The sequence below is a fragment of the Nisaea denitrificans DSM 18348 genome, from assembly GCF_000426505.1.
GTDB classification, from domain to species: Bacteria; Pseudomonadota; Alphaproteobacteria; order Thalassobaculales; family Thalassobaculaceae; genus Nisaea; species Nisaea denitrificans.
In genome coordinates this window covers 260,868-276,206 of record NZ_AUFM01000015.1, presented here as the reverse complement: position 1 = coordinate 276,206, position 15,339 = coordinate 260,868, and the positions used below count along the sequence as shown (strand labels likewise).

The window sequence follows — 15,339 nt, the reverse complement described above, 5'->3', positions numbered from 1 at the left end:
AGGAATACCCAATGTCACTTCGCATTCGTCTGTCGCGCGGCGGCGCCAAGAAGCGCCCGTTCTACCGCATCGTTGTCGCCGAGGGCACGTCCCCGCGCGATGGCCTCTTCATCGAGCGTCTGGGCACGTACAACCCGATGCTGCCGAAGGGTCACGAAGCACGTCTGGTGGTCAAGGAAGACCGCATCAAGCATTGGATGTCCGTTGGCGCCAAGCCGACCGACCGTGTCCACAAGATGCTGGCCAGCATCGAGCTGGTCGAGAAATTCGAATATCGCGACCAGCCGAAGAAATCCGCTCCGGGCCGCAAGCGCCAGGAACGTGAGGAAGAAGCTGCAATCGCTGCTGCTGCTGCCGCTGAAACCGCTGCTGCCGAAGCCGCTGCCGCTGCTGAAGCTGCTGCTGCCGAAGCCGCCGCTGCTGCTGAAGCTGCCGCTGCTCCGGCCGAAGAAGCTCCTGCTGCCGAAGCTCCGGCTGAGGAAGCGGAAAAGTCCGAGGGCTAAGACCTTATGGCCGAGCCGGTCACACTCGGCGTCATCGCCGGCGTCCATGGGGTGCGGGGTCTGGTCCGGGTGAAGAGTTTCACCGAGGACCCGGACGATATCGTTTCCTATGGGCCGCTGAAGGATGCTGCCGGGAAGAGCTACGAGCTTGAGGTGACCGGCCGGGCGAAGGGTATGCTGCTGGTGCGCCTTGCCGGAGTCACCGATCGTAACGCGGCCGAAGCCCTGAAGGGCACCGAGCTGCAGATCGATCGGGACCGGCTGCCGGAAGCGGACGAGGACGAGTTCTACCACGCGGACCTGATCGGCCTTCGGGCGGATCTGGTCGCGGGGGAGTCTCTCGGAGAGGTGGTCGCGGTGCAGAATTTCGGCGCCGGCGATCTTCTGGAAATCCGGGTCGACGGCAGTCGCAAGACGGTACTGGTGCCGTTCAACGGTGAGGTGGTGCTGGAGATCGATCTCGATGCCGGCCGTCTGGTGGTCGATCCGCCGGCCGGCTTGCTGGATGACGAGACGGAGTCCTCAAGCGCTGAGAGTGCTGGCGCCGAGGGCACTGGCGATGAGCGCTGAGGGCGGCGCGCCATGGCAGGCGACCGTGCTCAGTCTTTTCCCGGAAATGTTCCCGGGGCCGCTGGGCCACTCGATTGCCGACAAGGCCCGGAAGTCCGGGCTTTGGTCCCTGAAATCTCTGGACATCAGGGATTTTGCACGCGATAAGCACCGCTCCGTGGACGAAACCCCTTTTGGGGGCGGCTCCGGAATGGTGATGCGGCCCGATGTGGTCGACGCGGCTCTGGCCTCCGTCGATGACATGCCGGGCCGGCGGGTCTATCTCAGCCCGCGCGGTGCCCGGTTCGACCAGGCGATGGCGCGGGAGCTCGCGGCGGAACCCGGTGTGGTGCTGCTTTGTGGGCGTTACGAAGGCCTTGACCAGCGGGTGATCGACGCCCGTGGCCTGGAAGAGGTCAGCCTAGGGGATTTCGTGCTTTCGGGTGGCGAGATCCCGGCCCTGGCGCTGCTGGATGCCTGCATCCGTCTGCTGCCGGGCGTGCTCGGTGCGGCGGAAACGCTGGACGAGGAAAGTTTTGAAGAGGGGCTGCTTGAATATCCCCACTACACGCAGCCTCGGGAATGGAATGGTATGTCCGTCCCCGAGATCCTGTTATCCGGCCACCACGCCAAGATACGATCCTGGCGGCGGGAACAGTCGGAAGAGATCACGCGGAAGCGCCGGCCCGATCTTTGGGCCCGTTATCGCGGATCGGAAGAGTGAGCGGTACGGACGGCCTGGCTGTCCGGATCTCGCTCGAACGGTAGCGGCATGCCGCTCCTCTGCGGTCCGATAACCGGACACGTACGAGCTGTGTGTTTTATTAGAAGAGCCGGTATTCACCGGTCCCTGGATGGACCGGTCGCCACTGGCACGAATTGGAGAAGAAGAATGAATATCGTTCAACAGATCGAAAAAGAGCAGGTTGAAAAGCTCTCTTCCGAACGTCCGGTTCCGGAATTCGGCCCGGGTGACACCGTGCGTGTCAACGTGCGTGTCGTCGAAGGCACCCGCGAGCGTATCCAGGCCTATGAAGGCGTTTGCATCGCGCGCAAGAATGACGGCCTGAACTCCGCTTTCACCGTCCGCAAGATCTCCTACGGTGAAGGCGTCGAGCGCGTGTTTCCGCTCTACTCCCCGCGCCTGGACAGCATCGAGGTGATCCGCCGCGGTAAAGTGCGCCGCGCGAAGCTCTACTATCTGCGCGGTCGTCGCGGTAAGTCGGCTCGTATTGCCGAGAAGAACACCTGGACCAAGACCAAGACTGCATAAGCGTCGGTCCATATGAATTCCGGACGGGAGCGCCTTGGCGCTCCCGTTTGCGTTTGCCTGTTTGCGTTTGAGCGTCTGTTTTGAGCCTTTTGGAGCCTTGGGGCGCTCAGCTGAACAATGTGCCGCCGCCGATCACGGCCAGCAGCAGATAGGCAATGCGCCGGAAGGTCTGCTCGCTCGCCTTGTAGAACAACTTCCCGCCCAGCCAGATGCCGCCGACATAGAACGGGGCGAACATTGCGCCGAGCAGCATGCGATCAGGCGTGAGCACGCCGAACCAGAAATAGCTGGCAACCACGAAGACAAAGCCTATCTGGAAAAACGCGGTGATGTTGGCCCGCACCGCCGCCGGGGCATAGGGACCGGACAGCAGATAGAAGATGATCGGCGGTCCGCCAAGCCCGGTCGATCCGTTCAGGAAACCGGCAACGGTGCCGACCGCGAAATCGATCCCCAGCCGGCGGGAGATCGTGTGCCGGTACCCGCTTGCCAGCAGGGCGACCAGCAGCAGAACAATGCCGGAAATCAGCCGCCTCAGCAGATCCTGATCTATGCTGACCAGAATCCAGGTGCCAAGCGGCAGGGCGATGATGCCGCCGAGCGCCATGGGAGCCGCCTGTTTCCAGTCCGCCTCCCGGCGCGACATACGCAGAAGCTGGATCTGTGCCGGCATCTCCATCGTCGTCAGGCAGGCAAGGGCGGTTTGCGGCCCGAACAGCAGGCTGAGCAACGGGATCGAGATCATGGCCGCGCCAAATCCGGAAAAGCCGCGGACCAGGCCGGCCAGACCAACCGCAACGGCGCCGAAACCGAGTTGCCACAGGCTGGCCGCTTCCAATATGGAAGTAATCGAGTTCAGATCCATTCGGGATTGGCCTTTATCGGTTTGATTATTTCTAAAAAGCCCGGATTTACCGCAAGATTCAGCTTTTGTCGCCGGGAGCGACTCGGTATGCTCCGGCCCCGTCGTGAACGACGAGAGATATGGTGCTGCGGCAACCGGAGGGGCATTTGTTCCCAAATAAACCGGGGCCGCGCAGAGAGACGAGAGGAAGCATAGCAGCGATGTCCAAGCCGCGTACGCTGTTCGATAAAATCTGGCAGGATCACCTGGTCGACGTCCAGGACGATGGAACATGCCTGATCTATATCGATCGACACCTGGTTCATGAAGTGACCAGCCCGCAGGCCTTCGAGGGGCTCCGGAATGCCGGCCGCAAGGTGCGCCGCCCGGATCTGACCCTCGCGGTCGCCGACCATAACGTCCCGACCAAGGATCTCGACAAGGGTATTACCGACGAGGATTCCCGGATCCAGGTCGCGACCCTTGAGGAGAATGTCTCCGACTTCGGCGTGCCCTATTTCAGCATGACCGACCATCGCCGGGGCATCGTGCACATCATCGGACCGGAGCAGGGCTTTACCCTGCCGGGCACGACGATTGTCTGCGGCGACAGCCACACCTCGACCCATGGCGCGTTCGGCGCGCTGGCGTTCGGTATCGGCACCTCCGAGGTGGAGCATGTGCTGGCAACCCAGACGCTGGTCCAGTCCCCCGCCAAGAACATGCGGATCACGGTCAAGGGTACGTTGCCGAAGGGCGTGAACTCCAAGGACGTGGTGCTGGCCATCATCGGCAAGATCGGTACAGCCGGCGGAACCGGCCATGTGATCGAGTTCGCTGGCGATGCAATCCGTAACCTCTCGATGGAAGCGCGGATGACCATCTGCAACATGTCCATCGAGGCGGGTGCCCGCGCGGGTCTGATCGCGCCGGACGACACCACCTTCGAATACCTGAAGGGCAGGCCTTTCGCGCCAAAGGGAGCCGCCTGGGAGCAGGCCGTTGCCTATTGGAAGACGCTGCCGACTGACGAAGGCGCGGTTTACGACACCGAAGTCGAGCTCGACGCTGCCGAGATCGTGCCGCAGGTGACCTGGGGGACCAACCCGGAAGAGGTGATCCCGATCACCGCGAACATTCCGGACCCGGAACAGCTTACCGATCCGGTGCGCAAGGCAAAGATCACCCGCTCGCTCGAATACATGGGCCTGACAGCCGGTGTGCCGATCAATGAGGTGAAGATCGACAGGGTCTTCATCGGCTCCTGCACCAACGGTCGGCTGGAGGATCTGCGGATCGCCGCCGGTGTGGTCAAGGGCCGGAAGGTTTCCGATGGCGTGAACGCGATCATCGTTCCAGGCTCGGGCATTGTGAAGGAATTGGCCGAGGAAGAAGGTCTGGACAAGATCTTCCTTGAGGCCGGTTTCGAATGGCGCGAGCCGGGTTGTTCCATGTGTCTGGCCATGAATGCCGACCGGCTGGAGCCGGGCGAGCGTTGTGCCTCGACCTCTAACCGTAACTTCGAAGGCCGTCAGGGCCGTGGCGGACGGACCCATCTGGTCAGCCCGGCAATGGCGGCAGCAGCAGCGGTAACCGGTCACCTGACCGATGTCCGCGACCTGCTGAACTAGGGGAGGAGAGAGACAATGGATAAATTTACCAAGCTCTCTGGTGTCGCGGCGCCGATGAACATCATGAACATCGACACCGACATGATCATTCCGAAGAACTTTCTGAAGACGATCAAGCGGTCGGGCCTCGGCAAGCATGCCTTTGCCGAAATGCGCTACAACGACGATGGCAGCGAAAACCCGGACTTCGTACTGAACAAGCCGGCTTATCGGAAGTCACAGGTCATCGTGGCCGGCGAGAATTTCGGCTGTGGCTCCTCACGCGAACATGCGCCCTGGGCATTGCTCGATTTCGGCATCCGCTGCGTGATTTCGACCAGCTTCGCCGACATCTTCTTCAACAACTGCTTCAAGAACGGGATCCTGCCGATCAAGGTGACCCAGGAGCAGCTGGACGAGCTGATGGACGATGCCGAGAAGGGCTCCAACGCGGTGCTCGAAATCGACCTCGAAAAGCAGGAAATCGGCCGTCCGAATGGTGAGAAGATCACTTTCGACGTCGACTCCTTCCGCAAGCATTGCCTGCTCAACGGTCTCGACGATATCGGCCTGACAATGGCGAAGGGCGACTCGATCGAGAATTTCGAGGAGAAGCGGAAAGCCGACCGGCCGTGGCTGGCGGCGTCCTGACGGGGAAATATCCGGCATAACGGAACCAATCCGGCGCTCCGGGGTTTAACCGGAGCGCCGGTCTGACTATAAGAAACACACAGAATTCGGACCCCTAGCGGGTCAGTTTCACCAAGATAACCGGTCTCACTAGGGTAAGCAGAGTTCATGGCCTCCAATCGTAAAATGCTGGTTCTCGGCGGTGACGGGATCGGTCCCGAAGTCGTCAAGGAAGTGCTCCGTGTCGTCGACTGGATGGCGAAGAAGCGGTCTGTCAGTTTCGACCTTCAGGAAGGTCTTGTCGGAGGTGCCGCTTATGACAAGCACGGCACGCCGCTGACCGACGAAACCCTGGCGGATGCAGTTGATTCCGACGCGGTCCTTTTTGGCGCCGTCGGCGGTACGCAGTATGACAGCCTGCCTTTCGAGGTGAAGCCGGAGCGCGGCCTGCTGCGCCTGCGCAAGGAAATGGACCTGTTCGCCAACCTGCGCCCGGCCATGGTGTTCGACGCGATGGCCGACGCCTCCTCGCTGAAGCGGGAGCTGGTCTCCGGGCTCGATATCATGATCCTGCGCGAGCTGACCGGTGGCGTTTATTTCGGCCAGCCGCGTGGCATCGACGATCTGCCGGACGGCACGAAGAAGGGCTACGACACGCAGGTCTATACGACCCCGGAAATCGAGCGGATCGGCCGCGTTGCCTTCGATATGGCCCGCAAGCGGGACGGTCGCGTCACTTCGGTCGAGAAGGCCAACGTGATGATGTCCGGTGTGCTCTGGCGCGAGGTCATGACCAATCTGCACAAGGCCGAGGGTGAAGGTGTTACCCTCGAGCACATGTATGCCGACAACTGCGCCATGCAGCTGGTCCGCAACCCGAAGCAGTTCGATGTCATCGTCACCGATAACCTGTTCGGCGACATTCTCTCGGATTGCGCGGCGATGCTCACAGGCTCCCTCGGGATGCTTCCCTCCGCATCGCTCGGCGCGGTCGACGACGTGACCGGCAAGCGCCATGCTCTGTACGAGCCGGTACACGGTTCCGCCCCGGATATCGCGGGCAAGGGCATCGCCAACCCGATCGCCGAAATGCTGAGCTTCGCCATGGCGCTCCGCTACTCCTTCGACATGGGCGAAGAGGCGGACATGCTCGAGACAGCAATCAAGAACGTGCTGAAATCGGGGCTGCGAACTGCGGACATCATGCAGGATGGCATGGCACGTGTGTCGACGACCGTGATGACAGACAGCCTGCTTAAAGAGCTGGACAAACTTGTATCGGGATAGCCCTCCCCAACCAGCATGACTTGAGTTTACTCGGCGGGGGGCGTAAGTCTCCCGCCGAAGTCGTTTATGGACTTCAACAACCGAAGGATTGGACCAGAACCATGGGCTACAAAGTTGCCGTAGTCGGCGCAACGGGCGCCGTTGGTCGTGAGATGTTGACTACCCTTGCCGAGCGCGATTTTCCGGCGACCGAAGTCGTCGCGCTTGCTTCCGAGAAATCGGCGGGCACAGAGGTGTCCTATGGCGAGGAGAAAACACTCAAGGTTCAGAATCTGGCGACATACGACTTCAAAGGCACAGATATCGCTCTGTTCTCCGCGGGCGGTTCGATCTCGGAGAAATATGCACCGATAGCGGCTGCTGCCGGTTGCGTTGCCATCGATAACAGCTCGCACTTCCGGATGGACCCGGATGTGCCGCTGGTCGTGCCGGAGGTAAATGCCGGGGCCGTTGCCAAGTACGGCAAGCGCAACATCATCGCCAACCCGAACTGCTCCACGGCGCAGCTCGTCGTCGCGTTGAAGCCGCTGCACGATCTTGCCCAGATCAAGCGCGTCGTTGTTTCCACCTACCAGTCGGTTTCCGGTGCTGGTAAGGAGGGCATGGACGAGCTCTTTACCCAGACCCGCGCGATCTACGTGAACGATCCGGTGGAAAATACGCAGTTCACCAAGCAGATTGCCTTCAACGTGATCCCGCATATCGACAAGTTCATGGATGACGGATCGACGAAGGAAGAGTGGAAGATGACCAGCGAGGTGAAGAAGATCCTCGATCCGGCCATCGAGCTCGTTGCCATGTGTGTCCGCGTGCCGGTCTTCATCGGTCATGCCGAGGCGGTGTTCATCGAGACCGAAGACTCGCTCAGCGTCGAGGAAGCCCGCGATGCCATGCAGGATTTCCCCGGCCTCGTTGTGGTCGATCATCGGGCGGACGAAGGTTATGTCACGCCGCAGGAATGTGCCGGTGAGGATGCTGTCTATGTCAGCCGTGTGCGCAAGGATCCGACGGTCAAGAACGGTCTGATCTTCTGGTGCGTGTCCGACAATCTTCGCAAGGGCGCTGCCCTCAATGCGGTGCAGATTGCAGAGACCCTAGTGAAAAACCACCTCGAAAAAGCTGCCTGAACCAGGCTGAATATCAAATCAGGAAGCGGCCAGCGATATGCTGGCCGCTTTTTGTTTGAAAATAATTTCAACTTATAAGTTCACATAATTCTGCGTGAGCCCGTCTTTGGTGTGATGCGCTGAGTATAAAAATACTCACTTCGTCGCATTTAAAGAACAGAACACTTTGCAATGTGTCGGGGCTTAACGTGGGGATTGAAAATCGGGACACCGGCAATGGCCGGTTTGCCAGTCAAGCGAGCGTGCTGGGCGATATCGTCGCCGAGGCGATGATAAACGCTGTCGATAGTGTCTCCATCACAACGCCGCCGCCAATCCGGTCGACGACCCGGCCGCCGGTGCGGGAGGCGCTGGACCAAAGGCCCCGGGACCGCCCCGATCCAGATAAACCTTGCGACGGCGCTCCCGCTTTGCCGCCTGATGCCTTCTGGGATCTCTGGTTCGAGCATCAGCATCAGTTGCTTCGTCAATGCATGAGGATGATGTCAGGCAACATGGCGGATGCCGAAGATGCGCTGGGAAACGCGATGCTTCGGGCTTCGGCCCATTTCGCCGAGGGTGGTGGCGGCGCCATTGCCAATCAACGCGCCTGGTTGTCCCGACTGGCCCATAACGCCTGCATCGATTTCTACCGCGCCCGATCCCGCCAGAAACGCTGGACCGATGAGGTCGTGGCCATGACGGACGGCGAGTTCATACCATCAGCACCATCGCCGGAACCGACGCCGGAGGAAGTCGCGGAGACGGGTGAGTCCATGCGGTCGCTGCAGCGCGGTCTCGACGACCTTCCCGAACTTCTGCGCCGTCCGGTCATCCTGCGATTTCTGGAAGGACGTTCCTATGCAGAGATCGCCGAACGGCTCTGCATCACGAATTGTACGGCCCGCAAGCGTGTTCAGCTCGCCCGCGAGCGGTTGCGCCGGCACGAAGCCGACCCGGCCTGAATTCCTGGATAGTGGCCCTGCACCAGAGCGGCCGGGCAAAGAGTCTTCAGGCTTTTCAAAATAGCAGGAAGATCCAGTTCCATCCTTTTCGCCTGCGCCGTTATCCGTGTCGCCGCATCAAGGCCTCCGGCGGCGCGCGCGAAGGCGGACCGGATGTCTCCGGAGCGTACGAACCATGCTGTGAGCAGGGCGGCGAAGAGGTCACCAGTGCCGTTGAACCCCCGATCCAGACGCAGTGTCATGGTTTCATAGCTGGTCTCTTCGAGTACTAGCAGATTGGACACCATGCCGGCGCGCTCGATACCGGTGACAGCGACCGCCTTCAACCCGGATTTCCGGATCAGGGTCCGTGCCGCCTCGGTAATGACATCTGCCTCGTCGGGTATTGCCGCACCACAAAGCACCCCGAGCTCGTAGAGGTTCGGGGTCACGATATCGGCGCGCGGCAGAAGCTCTTCGCAAATAGCCTCGGCCACGCCTTCGCGGACAAAATGCCGGCCATTGTCGCCGATCACCGGATCAAGCACGAACGGAAGGTTCGGGTTAGATGCGCGGGTCCGGTCGACGGCGGCGGCAACCACGGCGGCGGTGCCGGGCAGGCCGAGATATCCCGAGAGCACGGCCGAGATCCCGTCCAACACCCCCAGTGCAGTCAGGCCGTCGATCTGTGCTTCCAGTTCCGCGGCAGACCTGACCTCGCCGGTGAACTGTCCGTGCCCCGGATGGTTGGAGAAGGAGACGGTGTCGAGCGGCCAGACCTCAAGGCCCGTCGCCTGGATCGCCGGTACCGCAATGCTGTTGCCGACATAGCCGTAACTGACCCTGGACTGGATCGATAAAATTGCCATGCTGGCTCCTCTGACCATGCCGTCCCGTCTTCCTTGAGATGAAGCGGCGAGGGGGCTCCGGTCAAGTGACAAGTCACTCTCTCCGCTTGGTTTTCTTCTGCTATCCACTAGGATGCGCTGAACGGGACAATCGGAGATCGATCAATGACTGCTTCCATCAGACCGCGCCGCTCGGCGCTCTACATGCCGGGATCGAACGCGCGCGCGCTGGAAAAGGCGCGAACACTGGAAGCCGACGTCCTGATCATGGATCTCGAGGATGCCGTGTCGCCGGACAAGAAAGCGGAGGCCCGCACGACCATCGCGGCGGCCCTGAAAGAGGGCGGTTACGGCGATAGGGAAATTGTCATCCGGGTCAATGCGGCGGACGGCCCGTGGGGGCCGGAGGATCTTGCTTTTGTGGCCCAGTCCGGTGCGGATGCCGTTTTGCTGCCGAAAGTCGAGCATGCCGATCAGGTCTGGTTCGCCGAAGAGGCGCTGTCTGCGTCCGGGGCGCCCGCGAACCTCTCGATCTGGTGCATGATGGAAACCCCGCTCGGCATGTTGCATGCCGAGGAGATTGCCGGCGCCAGTCCGAGCCTCGGATGTCTGGTGCTTGGCACGTCGGATCTTGCCAAGGATCTGCATGCCCTGCACACGCGAGATCGTTTGCCTTTCGTAACAAGTCTCGGGCTCTGCGTCCTGGCTGCCCGCGCTTATGGTCTGGCGGTGCTGGACGGGGTCCATCTCGATCTGGGCGACACCAAGGGCTTCGAGGAGGTTTGCCGGCAGGGCCTGCAGCTCGGATTCGATGGCAAGACCCTGATCCACCCGAAGACTCTTGAGCCGGCCAACCGGATCTTTGCGCCGAGCGGCGAGGAGATTGCCTGGTCACGCAAGATCATCGACGCGCACCAGCAGGCGGATGCGGAAGGCAGCGGCGTGACTTTGGTTGAAGGCAAGCTGGTTGAATCTCTGCATGTCGAGAACGCCCGGCGGATCCTGGCCCTGGCGGAAATGATCGAGTATCGGGAATCCAGTGGCGAGAGCGCTGGCTGACGCCGCCCGGCCTAGCGGCAGAAACTGATCGAACCCTCGGCGCAGATCCGCTTGCCGTCGATCCAGGTTGCTCCGGAAAGATCGGCCCGGAAGAAATCGGCGTCGCGCAGGCGGGCGCCGGTCAGGTTGGCGCCGCGCAGTATCGCTGTCTGAAATCGCACGTTGATCAGGTTCGCGCCGGTGAAGTCCGTGTCCGTCAAATCGGCCTGGCTGAAATCGGCATCGCGGAGTTGGGCATCCCGGAAGGTGGCGCCTTTCATCTTGGCCCGACCAAAACGCACGCGTCCGCGGCTCTCGTCGAGCTTGGCGCCGGTCATATCCGCCCAGTTGAAGCTGGCATCGTTCAGATTGGCGCCTCTCAGGTCGACGCCGGCCAGCGGATAATTGTCGAAATTGCAGCGCCGCCAGTCGACGCCGGGGCCCGGCGGATCGCTACATGCCGCTTGGCTCATGGTCGGAAAAAGCACTAGCGCGGCGAGCAAGGCGACTGCCCCGCTCAGGTGCATGCATCTGGATTGGATAGTTTGAAACACGGATCGCTGCATCCCGGACATCTCGTCTAATGGCGCGGCCGTACCGTATCAGATGGGCCGGGCAATGCCAGCCGGCAGATCGTCGCGATTTCAAAAGGATGCAGGAAGGCTTCTGGAAGACGAACGGGCCGCCCGTCAGAAGACGTGCGGCCCGTCGGACATGGAAGGCAGACACCAACAGGACCAATGCGACTGTCTTGGCACGGACTCCGCCGGTACATTTTATGGCGCCCCACTTTATCCCAGCCCTGAAAACAAGACCGAACTAAAGCAATGCTTCCATGTCTCCAATAAAACTATCACCGGTTTTTGAGGCCGGATCAATAAAAATATCAAAAACTGGCCGTGGTGATCCCGAAGCTTCAGTAAACGCAAAGTTAGTATCAATTAATGCACATTTTAATGTTAAGTATGAGGAAAGATATGCACATTTGGATACATAATTAATTATCTGATTTTGCGTATAAAAAGGGGCCTCAAATAATTTTCTCACAAATCATCCACAGCTAAGTCAAAATTTTATCCACAGACCCCGTGTGCATGAATTTACGGACGCTTGTCTGGCGGGGGGCTGGACAAGCCAGAGGGGCGAAATAAATTGAGATCACGTTCGCACTGCAATATGGTGCGGCTTCATTGTTGATGTTCCTCAGGAAAGGCGCGCTATGAGCGTTTCCAACCGCCCTCTTTCCCCGCATCTTCAGGTCTATAGGCTACCTCTCACTGCGATAACGTCGATTTTGCACCGCGCAACAGGAGTCGCGCTTGGCATCGGAACGTTACTTCTCGTTTGGTGGTTGATGGCAGCGGCGACCGGTGGGGGCTATTTCGAGTTTGTGCAGAGCGTAATGGGCTCGTGGATCGGACTTCTGGTCCTGTTCGGCTTTTCCTTCGCCTTGTTCTTCCATCTCTGTAACGGCATCCGCCATCTGTTCTGGGATAGCGGTTACGGCTTCGAAATCGAGACAGCCGAAAAGGCGACCAAGCTGGTCATTGCCTCCTCGGTGGTTCTGACTGTTCTGGCCTGGATACTTGCCTGCGCCCTCTAAGAGGCGGGGCCAACAAAAAGACTCTTTTGAGAGGCTGGTATGACTGACAATTCAATGCGTACGCCGATCGGCCGTGTGCGCGGCCTTGGCAGCGCCAAGAGCGGTCTGCATCACTGGTGGATGCAGCGCGTGACCGCCGTGGCGCTGATCCCGCTCACACTCTGGTTCGTGGCATCCCTGATCTCGCTGGCCGGTGCCGGTTATGCGGAGACCGTGGCCTGGCTCGGCTCACCCGTCGTCGCCGTTCTGATGATCGCCCTGATCATTGCGACCTTCTATCATGCAGCGCTCGGGTTGCAGGTCGTGATTGAGGACTACGTTCATCACGAAGGCGTAAAGCTGGCGCTCCTTCTCGGTGTGAAGCTGCTCGCTTCCCTTCTTGCAATTGCCGCCCTGTTCGCGGTGCTTAAACTCGCTTTCGGAGGCTGAGCTCCATGAAGTCCTATGAGATCATCGATCATACCTACGACGTCATCGTCGTGGGCGCCGGCGGTGCCGGCCTGCGTGCCGCCTTCGGGATGGCAAACGAAGGCCTGAAGACCGCCTGCATCACCAAGGTCTTCCCGACCCGCTCCCATACTGTGGCTGCACAGGGCGGCGTTGGCGCTGCGCTCAACAATATGGGTGAGGGCGATAACTGGAAATTCCACATGTACGACACCGTCAAGGGGTCGGACTGGCTGGGTGACCAGGATGCCATCGAATATATGTGCCGGAACGCCATCCCCTCCATCATCGAGCTGGAGCATTTCGGCGTGCCGTTCTCGCGAACCGACGAGGGCAAGATCTACCAGCGCCCGTTCGGCGGTCACACGCTGGACTTCGGCAAGCGCATGGCCAAGCGCGCCTGTGCTGCGGCTGACCGGACCGGTCACGCCATTCTGCACACGCTGTACCAGCAGAGCCTTAAGGCCAAGGCCGAGTTCTTTATCGAGTATTTCGCTATCGATCTGATCATGGACGAGGAAGGCGCCTGCCGCGGCGTCATGGCGATCGATCTGGCGACCGGCACTCTGCACCGCTTCCGCGGACACCAGACGGTGCTGGCGACCGGCGGTTACGGCCGGGCCTATTTCTCCTGCACTTCCGCTCATACCTGCACCGGCGACGGTGGCGGCATGGTGGTGCGTGCGGGCCTGCCGATGCAGGATCTGGAATTTGTCCAGTTCCACCCGACCGGGATCTACGGCTCCGGCTGTCTGATCACCGAGGGTGCGCGCGGCGAGGGCGGCTACCTGACCAACTCCGAGGGCGAGCGCTTCATGGAGCGGTACGCGCCGACGGCCAAGGATCTGGCCTCACGCGACGTCGTCAGCCGGGCCATGACCATCGAGATCAACGAGGGCCGGGGTATCGGGCCGCAGAAAGATCACATCTATCTGCATCTCGAGCACCTTGAGCCGGCTGTGCTGGCACAGCGGCTTCCGGGCATTTCCGAGACTGCGAAGATCTTCGCAGGCGTCGATGTCACCAAGGAGCCGATCCCGGTTCTGCCGACCGTGCATTACAATATGGGCGGTATCCCGACGAACTATCATGGCGAGGTTCTGTCGCCGACGGCGGACGATCCGGACCGGGTTTGCCAGGGCCTGATGGCCATTGGCGAGGCGGCTTCCGTCTCCGTGCATGGCGCCAACCGTCTTGGCACCAACTCCCTGCTCGATATTGTCGTGTTCGGCCGGGCCGCTGCCTTGCGGGCCAAGGAAACCGTCCGTCCGGGTGAGCTGCACAAGCCGCTGCCGTCGGATGCGGGCGAGTACGCCATCGCGCGTCTCGACAAGATGCGCCACGCCAAGGGTGAGCGTAAGGCTGCCGAGATCCGTCTCGACATGCAGCGCGCCATGCAGCAGCACGCGGCGGTGTTCCGCACCACCGAGCTGATGGATGATGGCGTGAAGAAAATCCAGGATATCGCAGCCACGCTGCCGGATATCGGCCTCAGCGACCGTTCCCTGATCTGGAACTCGGATCTGGTCGAGGCACTTGAGCTCGAAAATCTGATGACCCAGGCGGTGATCACCCTGACCTCGGCGAGCCTTCGTCCGGAAAGCCGCGGCGCGCATGCGCACGAGGATTTCCCGGACCGGGACGACGCAGACTGGATGAAGCACACCGTCATGTGGCTCGACGACAAGTACAAGCACAAGGTGATGTATCGCGACGTGCACATGTACACGCTCTCGAACGAGGTTGAGGTCGTGCCGCCGGCGGCGCGCGTCTACTGATCGCTTGAGAACGAAGAAAAGATCGGAATTGAGAGATGGCTGAATTTTCTTTGCCGGCAAACTCGAAGGTCAAGATCGGCAACACCCACAAGGCTGGAGCCGGCGCGAAACGGGTCAAGGCATTCAAGATCTACCGGTACGATCCGGACACCGGGCAGAACCCGCGGCTCGATACTTATGAGATCGACCTCGACGAGTGCGGCCCGATGGTCCTGGACGCGCTGATCAAGATCAAGAACGAGGTCGACACCTCCGTCACCTTCCGCCGTTCCTGCCGCGAGGGCATCTGCGGGTCGTGCGCCATGAATATCGATGGCACGAACACGCTGGCCTGCCTGAAGAGCATCGACGATGTGAAAGGCGACGTGAAGATCTACCCGCTGCCGCACATGCCGGTGGTCAAGGATCTGGTGCCGGACCTGACCCAACCATATGCGCAGCTTGCCTCCATCGAGCCGTGGCTGAAGTCGAAATCGCCGCCGCCGCCGGACGAGGAGCGCCGCCAGAGCACCGAAGAGCGCGAGAAGCTCGACGGTCTGTGGGAATGCGTCCTCTGTTTCTGCTGCTCGACTTCCTGCCCGAGCTACTGGTGGAATGGCGACCGTTATCTCGGCCCGGCTATCCTGCTGCAGGCCTATCGCTGGATTGCGGACAGCCGCGACGAATATACCGGCGAGCGGCTGGACGAGCTGGAAGATCCGTTCCGGCTCTATCGTTGCCACACCATCATGAACTGCACCAAGACCTGCCCGAAAGGCCTGAACCCGGCCAAGGCGATCGGTGAGATCAAGAAGCTGATGGTCCAGCGTATGTAGGTCTGCGGGATATCGTGGATAGAAAAAACGGCCGCTGGAAACAGCGGCCGTTTTTATGATGCGT

At 60.7% G+C, this 15,339-nt stretch carries 16 protein-coding genes and 1 pseudogene; 14 read left to right on the top strand and 3 right to left on the bottom strand.

The genetic code is table 11. From position 1 onward, the window contains the following. Nucleotides 1-11: 11 nt before the first annotated feature. From rpsP to rplS, 4 genes and pseudogenes are all read left to right on the top strand, one after another. Nucleotides 12-383 (top strand): annotated as a pseudogene (rpsP, locus tag K328_RS0111745) (30S ribosomal protein S16); the annotation flags it as partial. Between the two features lie 126 nt (nucleotides 384-509). Further along, a complete protein-coding gene (gene rimM / locus K328_RS0111740) occupies nucleotides 510-1,073 on the top strand; it encodes a ribosome maturation factor RimM (protein ID WP_028466140.1) in 564 nt (187 codons plus the stop codon). Then, nucleotides 1,063-1,776 carry a tRNA (guanosine(37)-N1)-methyltransferase TrmD gene (gene trmD / locus K328_RS0111735; RefSeq protein ID WP_028466139.1) on the top strand — a complete coding sequence of 238 codons (714 nt, stop codon included), beginning with the start codon at nucleotides 1,063-1,065 and terminating at the stop codon, nucleotides 1,774-1,776. The genes rimM and trmD overlap by 11 nt, the downstream gene beginning before the upstream one ends. 168 nt (nucleotides 1,777-1,944) lie before the next feature. Then, nucleotides 1,945-2,325, top strand: a complete 381-nt coding sequence (gene rplS / locus K328_RS0111730) for a 50S ribosomal protein L19 (protein ID WP_028466138.1) — start codon at nucleotides 1,945-1,947, stop codon at nucleotides 2,323-2,325. Nucleotides 2,326-2,431: 106 nt separating this feature from the next. Here the strand turns inward: rplS and K328_RS0111725 are convergent, their stop codons facing one another. After that, nucleotides 2,432-3,190: a sulfite exporter TauE/SafE family protein gene (locus K328_RS0111725; RefSeq protein ID WP_051284819.1), complete on the bottom strand. Its 759-nt coding sequence runs from the start codon at nucleotides 3,188-3,190 to the stop codon at nucleotides 2,432-2,434. 200 nt (nucleotides 3,191-3,390) lie between these two features. Between K328_RS0111725 and leuC the strand changes: the two genes are divergently transcribed. The 5 genes from leuC to K328_RS0111700 all read left to right on the top strand — a co-directional run bounded on the left by leuC (nucleotide 3,391) and on the right by K328_RS0111700 (nucleotide 8,767). Next, a complete protein-coding gene (leuC, locus tag K328_RS0111720; protein WP_028466136.1) occupies nucleotides 3,391-4,800 on the top strand; it encodes a 3-isopropylmalate dehydratase large subunit in 1,410 nt (469 codons plus the stop codon). Nucleotides 4,801-4,815: 15 nt separating this feature from the next. Next, nucleotides 4,816-5,430: a 3-isopropylmalate dehydratase small subunit gene (gene leuD, locus K328_RS26675; protein ID WP_028466135.1), complete on the top strand. Its 615-nt coding sequence runs from the start codon at nucleotides 4,816-4,818 to the stop codon at nucleotides 5,428-5,430. 147 nt (nucleotides 5,431-5,577) lie between these two features. Then, the gene (gene leuB / locus K328_RS0111710; protein WP_028466134.1) at nucleotides 5,578-6,696 is read left to right on the top strand and encodes a 3-isopropylmalate dehydrogenase; all 1,119 of its coding nucleotides are present in this window, start codon (nucleotides 5,578-5,580) and stop codon (nucleotides 6,694-6,696) included. Nucleotides 6,697-6,797: 101 nt separating this feature from the next. Beyond that, the gene (locus K328_RS0111705; protein ID WP_028466133.1) at nucleotides 6,798-7,823 is read left to right on the top strand and encodes an aspartate-semialdehyde dehydrogenase; all 1,026 of its coding nucleotides are present in this window, start codon (nucleotides 6,798-6,800) and stop codon (nucleotides 7,821-7,823) included. A 188-nt stretch (nucleotides 7,824-8,011) separates the two neighbouring features. Continuing rightward, the gene (locus K328_RS0111700) at nucleotides 8,012-8,767 is read left to right on the top strand and encodes an RNA polymerase sigma factor (RefSeq protein ID WP_028466132.1); all 756 of its coding nucleotides are present in this window, start codon (nucleotides 8,012-8,014) and stop codon (nucleotides 8,765-8,767) included. Here K328_RS0111700 and pdxY read toward each other — a convergent pair. Then, nucleotides 8,719-9,615, bottom strand: coding sequence for a pyridoxal kinase (gene pdxY, locus K328_RS23700; RefSeq protein ID WP_169721203.1), 897 nt, complete (start codon nucleotides 9,613-9,615; stop codon nucleotides 8,719-8,721). The genes K328_RS0111700 and pdxY overlap by 49 nt on opposite strands. 144 nt (nucleotides 9,616-9,759) lie before the next feature. Here pdxY and K328_RS0111690 point away from each other — a divergent pair, with 144 nt between their 5' ends. Next, nucleotides 9,760-10,653 carry an HpcH/HpaI aldolase/citrate lyase family protein gene (locus tag K328_RS0111690; RefSeq protein ID WP_028466131.1) on the top strand — a complete coding sequence of 298 codons (894 nt, stop codon included), beginning with the start codon at nucleotides 9,760-9,762 and terminating at the stop codon, nucleotides 10,651-10,653. Between the two features lie 11 nt (nucleotides 10,654-10,664). On the opposite strand, the gene K328_RS0111685 is transcribed toward K328_RS0111690, so the two are convergent. Beyond that, complete coding sequence (locus tag K328_RS0111685; RefSeq protein ID WP_051284817.1) at nucleotides 10,665-11,159, bottom strand: pentapeptide repeat-containing protein; 495 nt, start codon at nucleotides 11,157-11,159, stop codon at nucleotides 10,665-10,667. 692 nt (nucleotides 11,160-11,851) lie between these two features. On the opposite strand from K328_RS0111685, the gene sdhC reads away from it, so the two are divergent. Genes sdhC through K328_RS0111665 form a run of 4 tightly spaced genes read left to right on the top strand, consistent with a single transcriptional unit; the run spans nucleotide 11,852 to nucleotide 15,275 of the window. After that, on the top strand, nucleotides 11,852-12,235 hold the full coding sequence (sdhC, locus tag K328_RS0111680) for a succinate dehydrogenase, cytochrome b556 subunit (protein WP_028466129.1): 384 nt from the start codon (nucleotides 11,852-11,854) through the stop codon (nucleotides 12,233-12,235). Between the two features lie 39 nt (nucleotides 12,236-12,274). Continuing rightward, the gene (gene sdhD, locus K328_RS0111675) at nucleotides 12,275-12,664 is read left to right on the top strand and encodes a succinate dehydrogenase, hydrophobic membrane anchor protein (RefSeq protein WP_028466128.1); all 390 of its coding nucleotides are present in this window, start codon (nucleotides 12,275-12,277) and stop codon (nucleotides 12,662-12,664) included. A 5-nt stretch (nucleotides 12,665-12,669) separates the two neighbouring features. Beyond that, nucleotides 12,670-14,460, top strand: a complete 1,791-nt coding sequence (gene sdhA / locus K328_RS0111670; RefSeq protein WP_028466127.1) for a succinate dehydrogenase flavoprotein subunit — start codon at nucleotides 12,670-12,672, stop codon at nucleotides 14,458-14,460. 35 nt (nucleotides 14,461-14,495) lie between these two features. After that, nucleotides 14,496-15,275 carry a succinate dehydrogenase iron-sulfur subunit gene (locus K328_RS0111665; protein WP_028466126.1) on the top strand — a complete coding sequence of 260 codons (780 nt, stop codon included), beginning with the start codon at nucleotides 14,496-14,498 and terminating at the stop codon, nucleotides 15,273-15,275. Nucleotides 15,276-15,339: the final 64 nt, after the last annotated feature.

Excerpts from the sequence above, each read along its gene's own strand:
- rimM (WP_028466140.1), top strand. The coding sequence starts at position 510 with ATGGCCGAGCCGGTCACACTCGGCGTCATCGCCGGCGTCCATGGGGTG.
- trmD (WP_028466139.1), top strand. The coding sequence starts at position 1,063 with ATGAGCGCTGAGGGCGGCGCGCCATGGCAGGCGACCGTGCTCAGTCTT.
- rplS (WP_028466138.1), top strand. The coding sequence starts at position 1,945 with ATGAATATCGTTCAACAGATCGAAAAAGAGCAGGTTGAAAAGCTCTCT.
- K328_RS0111725 (WP_051284819.1), bottom strand. The coding sequence starts at position 3,190 with ATGGATCTGAACTCGATTACTTCCATATTGGAAGCGGCCAGCCTGTGG.
- leuC (WP_028466136.1), top strand. The coding sequence starts at position 3,391 with ATGTCCAAGCCGCGTACGCTGTTCGATAAAATCTGGCAGGATCACCTG.
- leuD (WP_028466135.1), top strand. The coding sequence starts at position 4,816 with ATGGATAAATTTACCAAGCTCTCTGGTGTCGCGGCGCCGATGAACATC.
- leuB (WP_028466134.1), top strand. The coding sequence starts at position 5,578 with ATGGCCTCCAATCGTAAAATGCTGGTTCTCGGCGGTGACGGGATCGGT.
- K328_RS0111705 (WP_028466133.1), top strand. The coding sequence starts at position 6,798 with ATGGGCTACAAAGTTGCCGTAGTCGGCGCAACGGGCGCCGTTGGTCGT.
- pdxY (WP_169721203.1), bottom strand. The coding sequence starts at position 9,615 with ATGGCAATTTTATCGATCCAGTCCAGGGTCAGTTACGGCTATGTCGGC.
- K328_RS0111690 (WP_028466131.1), top strand. The coding sequence starts at position 9,760 with ATGACTGCTTCCATCAGACCGCGCCGCTCGGCGCTCTACATGCCGGGA.
- K328_RS0111685 (WP_051284817.1), bottom strand. The coding sequence starts at position 11,159 with ATGCACCTGAGCGGGGCAGTCGCCTTGCTCGCCGCGCTAGTGCTTTTT.
- sdhC (WP_028466129.1), top strand. The coding sequence starts at position 11,852 with ATGAGCGTTTCCAACCGCCCTCTTTCCCCGCATCTTCAGGTCTATAGG.
- sdhD (WP_028466128.1), top strand. The coding sequence starts at position 12,275 with ATGACTGACAATTCAATGCGTACGCCGATCGGCCGTGTGCGCGGCCTT.
- sdhA (WP_028466127.1), top strand. The coding sequence starts at position 12,670 with ATGAAGTCCTATGAGATCATCGATCATACCTACGACGTCATCGTCGTG.
- K328_RS0111665 (WP_028466126.1), top strand. The coding sequence starts at position 14,496 with ATGGCTGAATTTTCTTTGCCGGCAAACTCGAAGGTCAAGATCGGCAAC.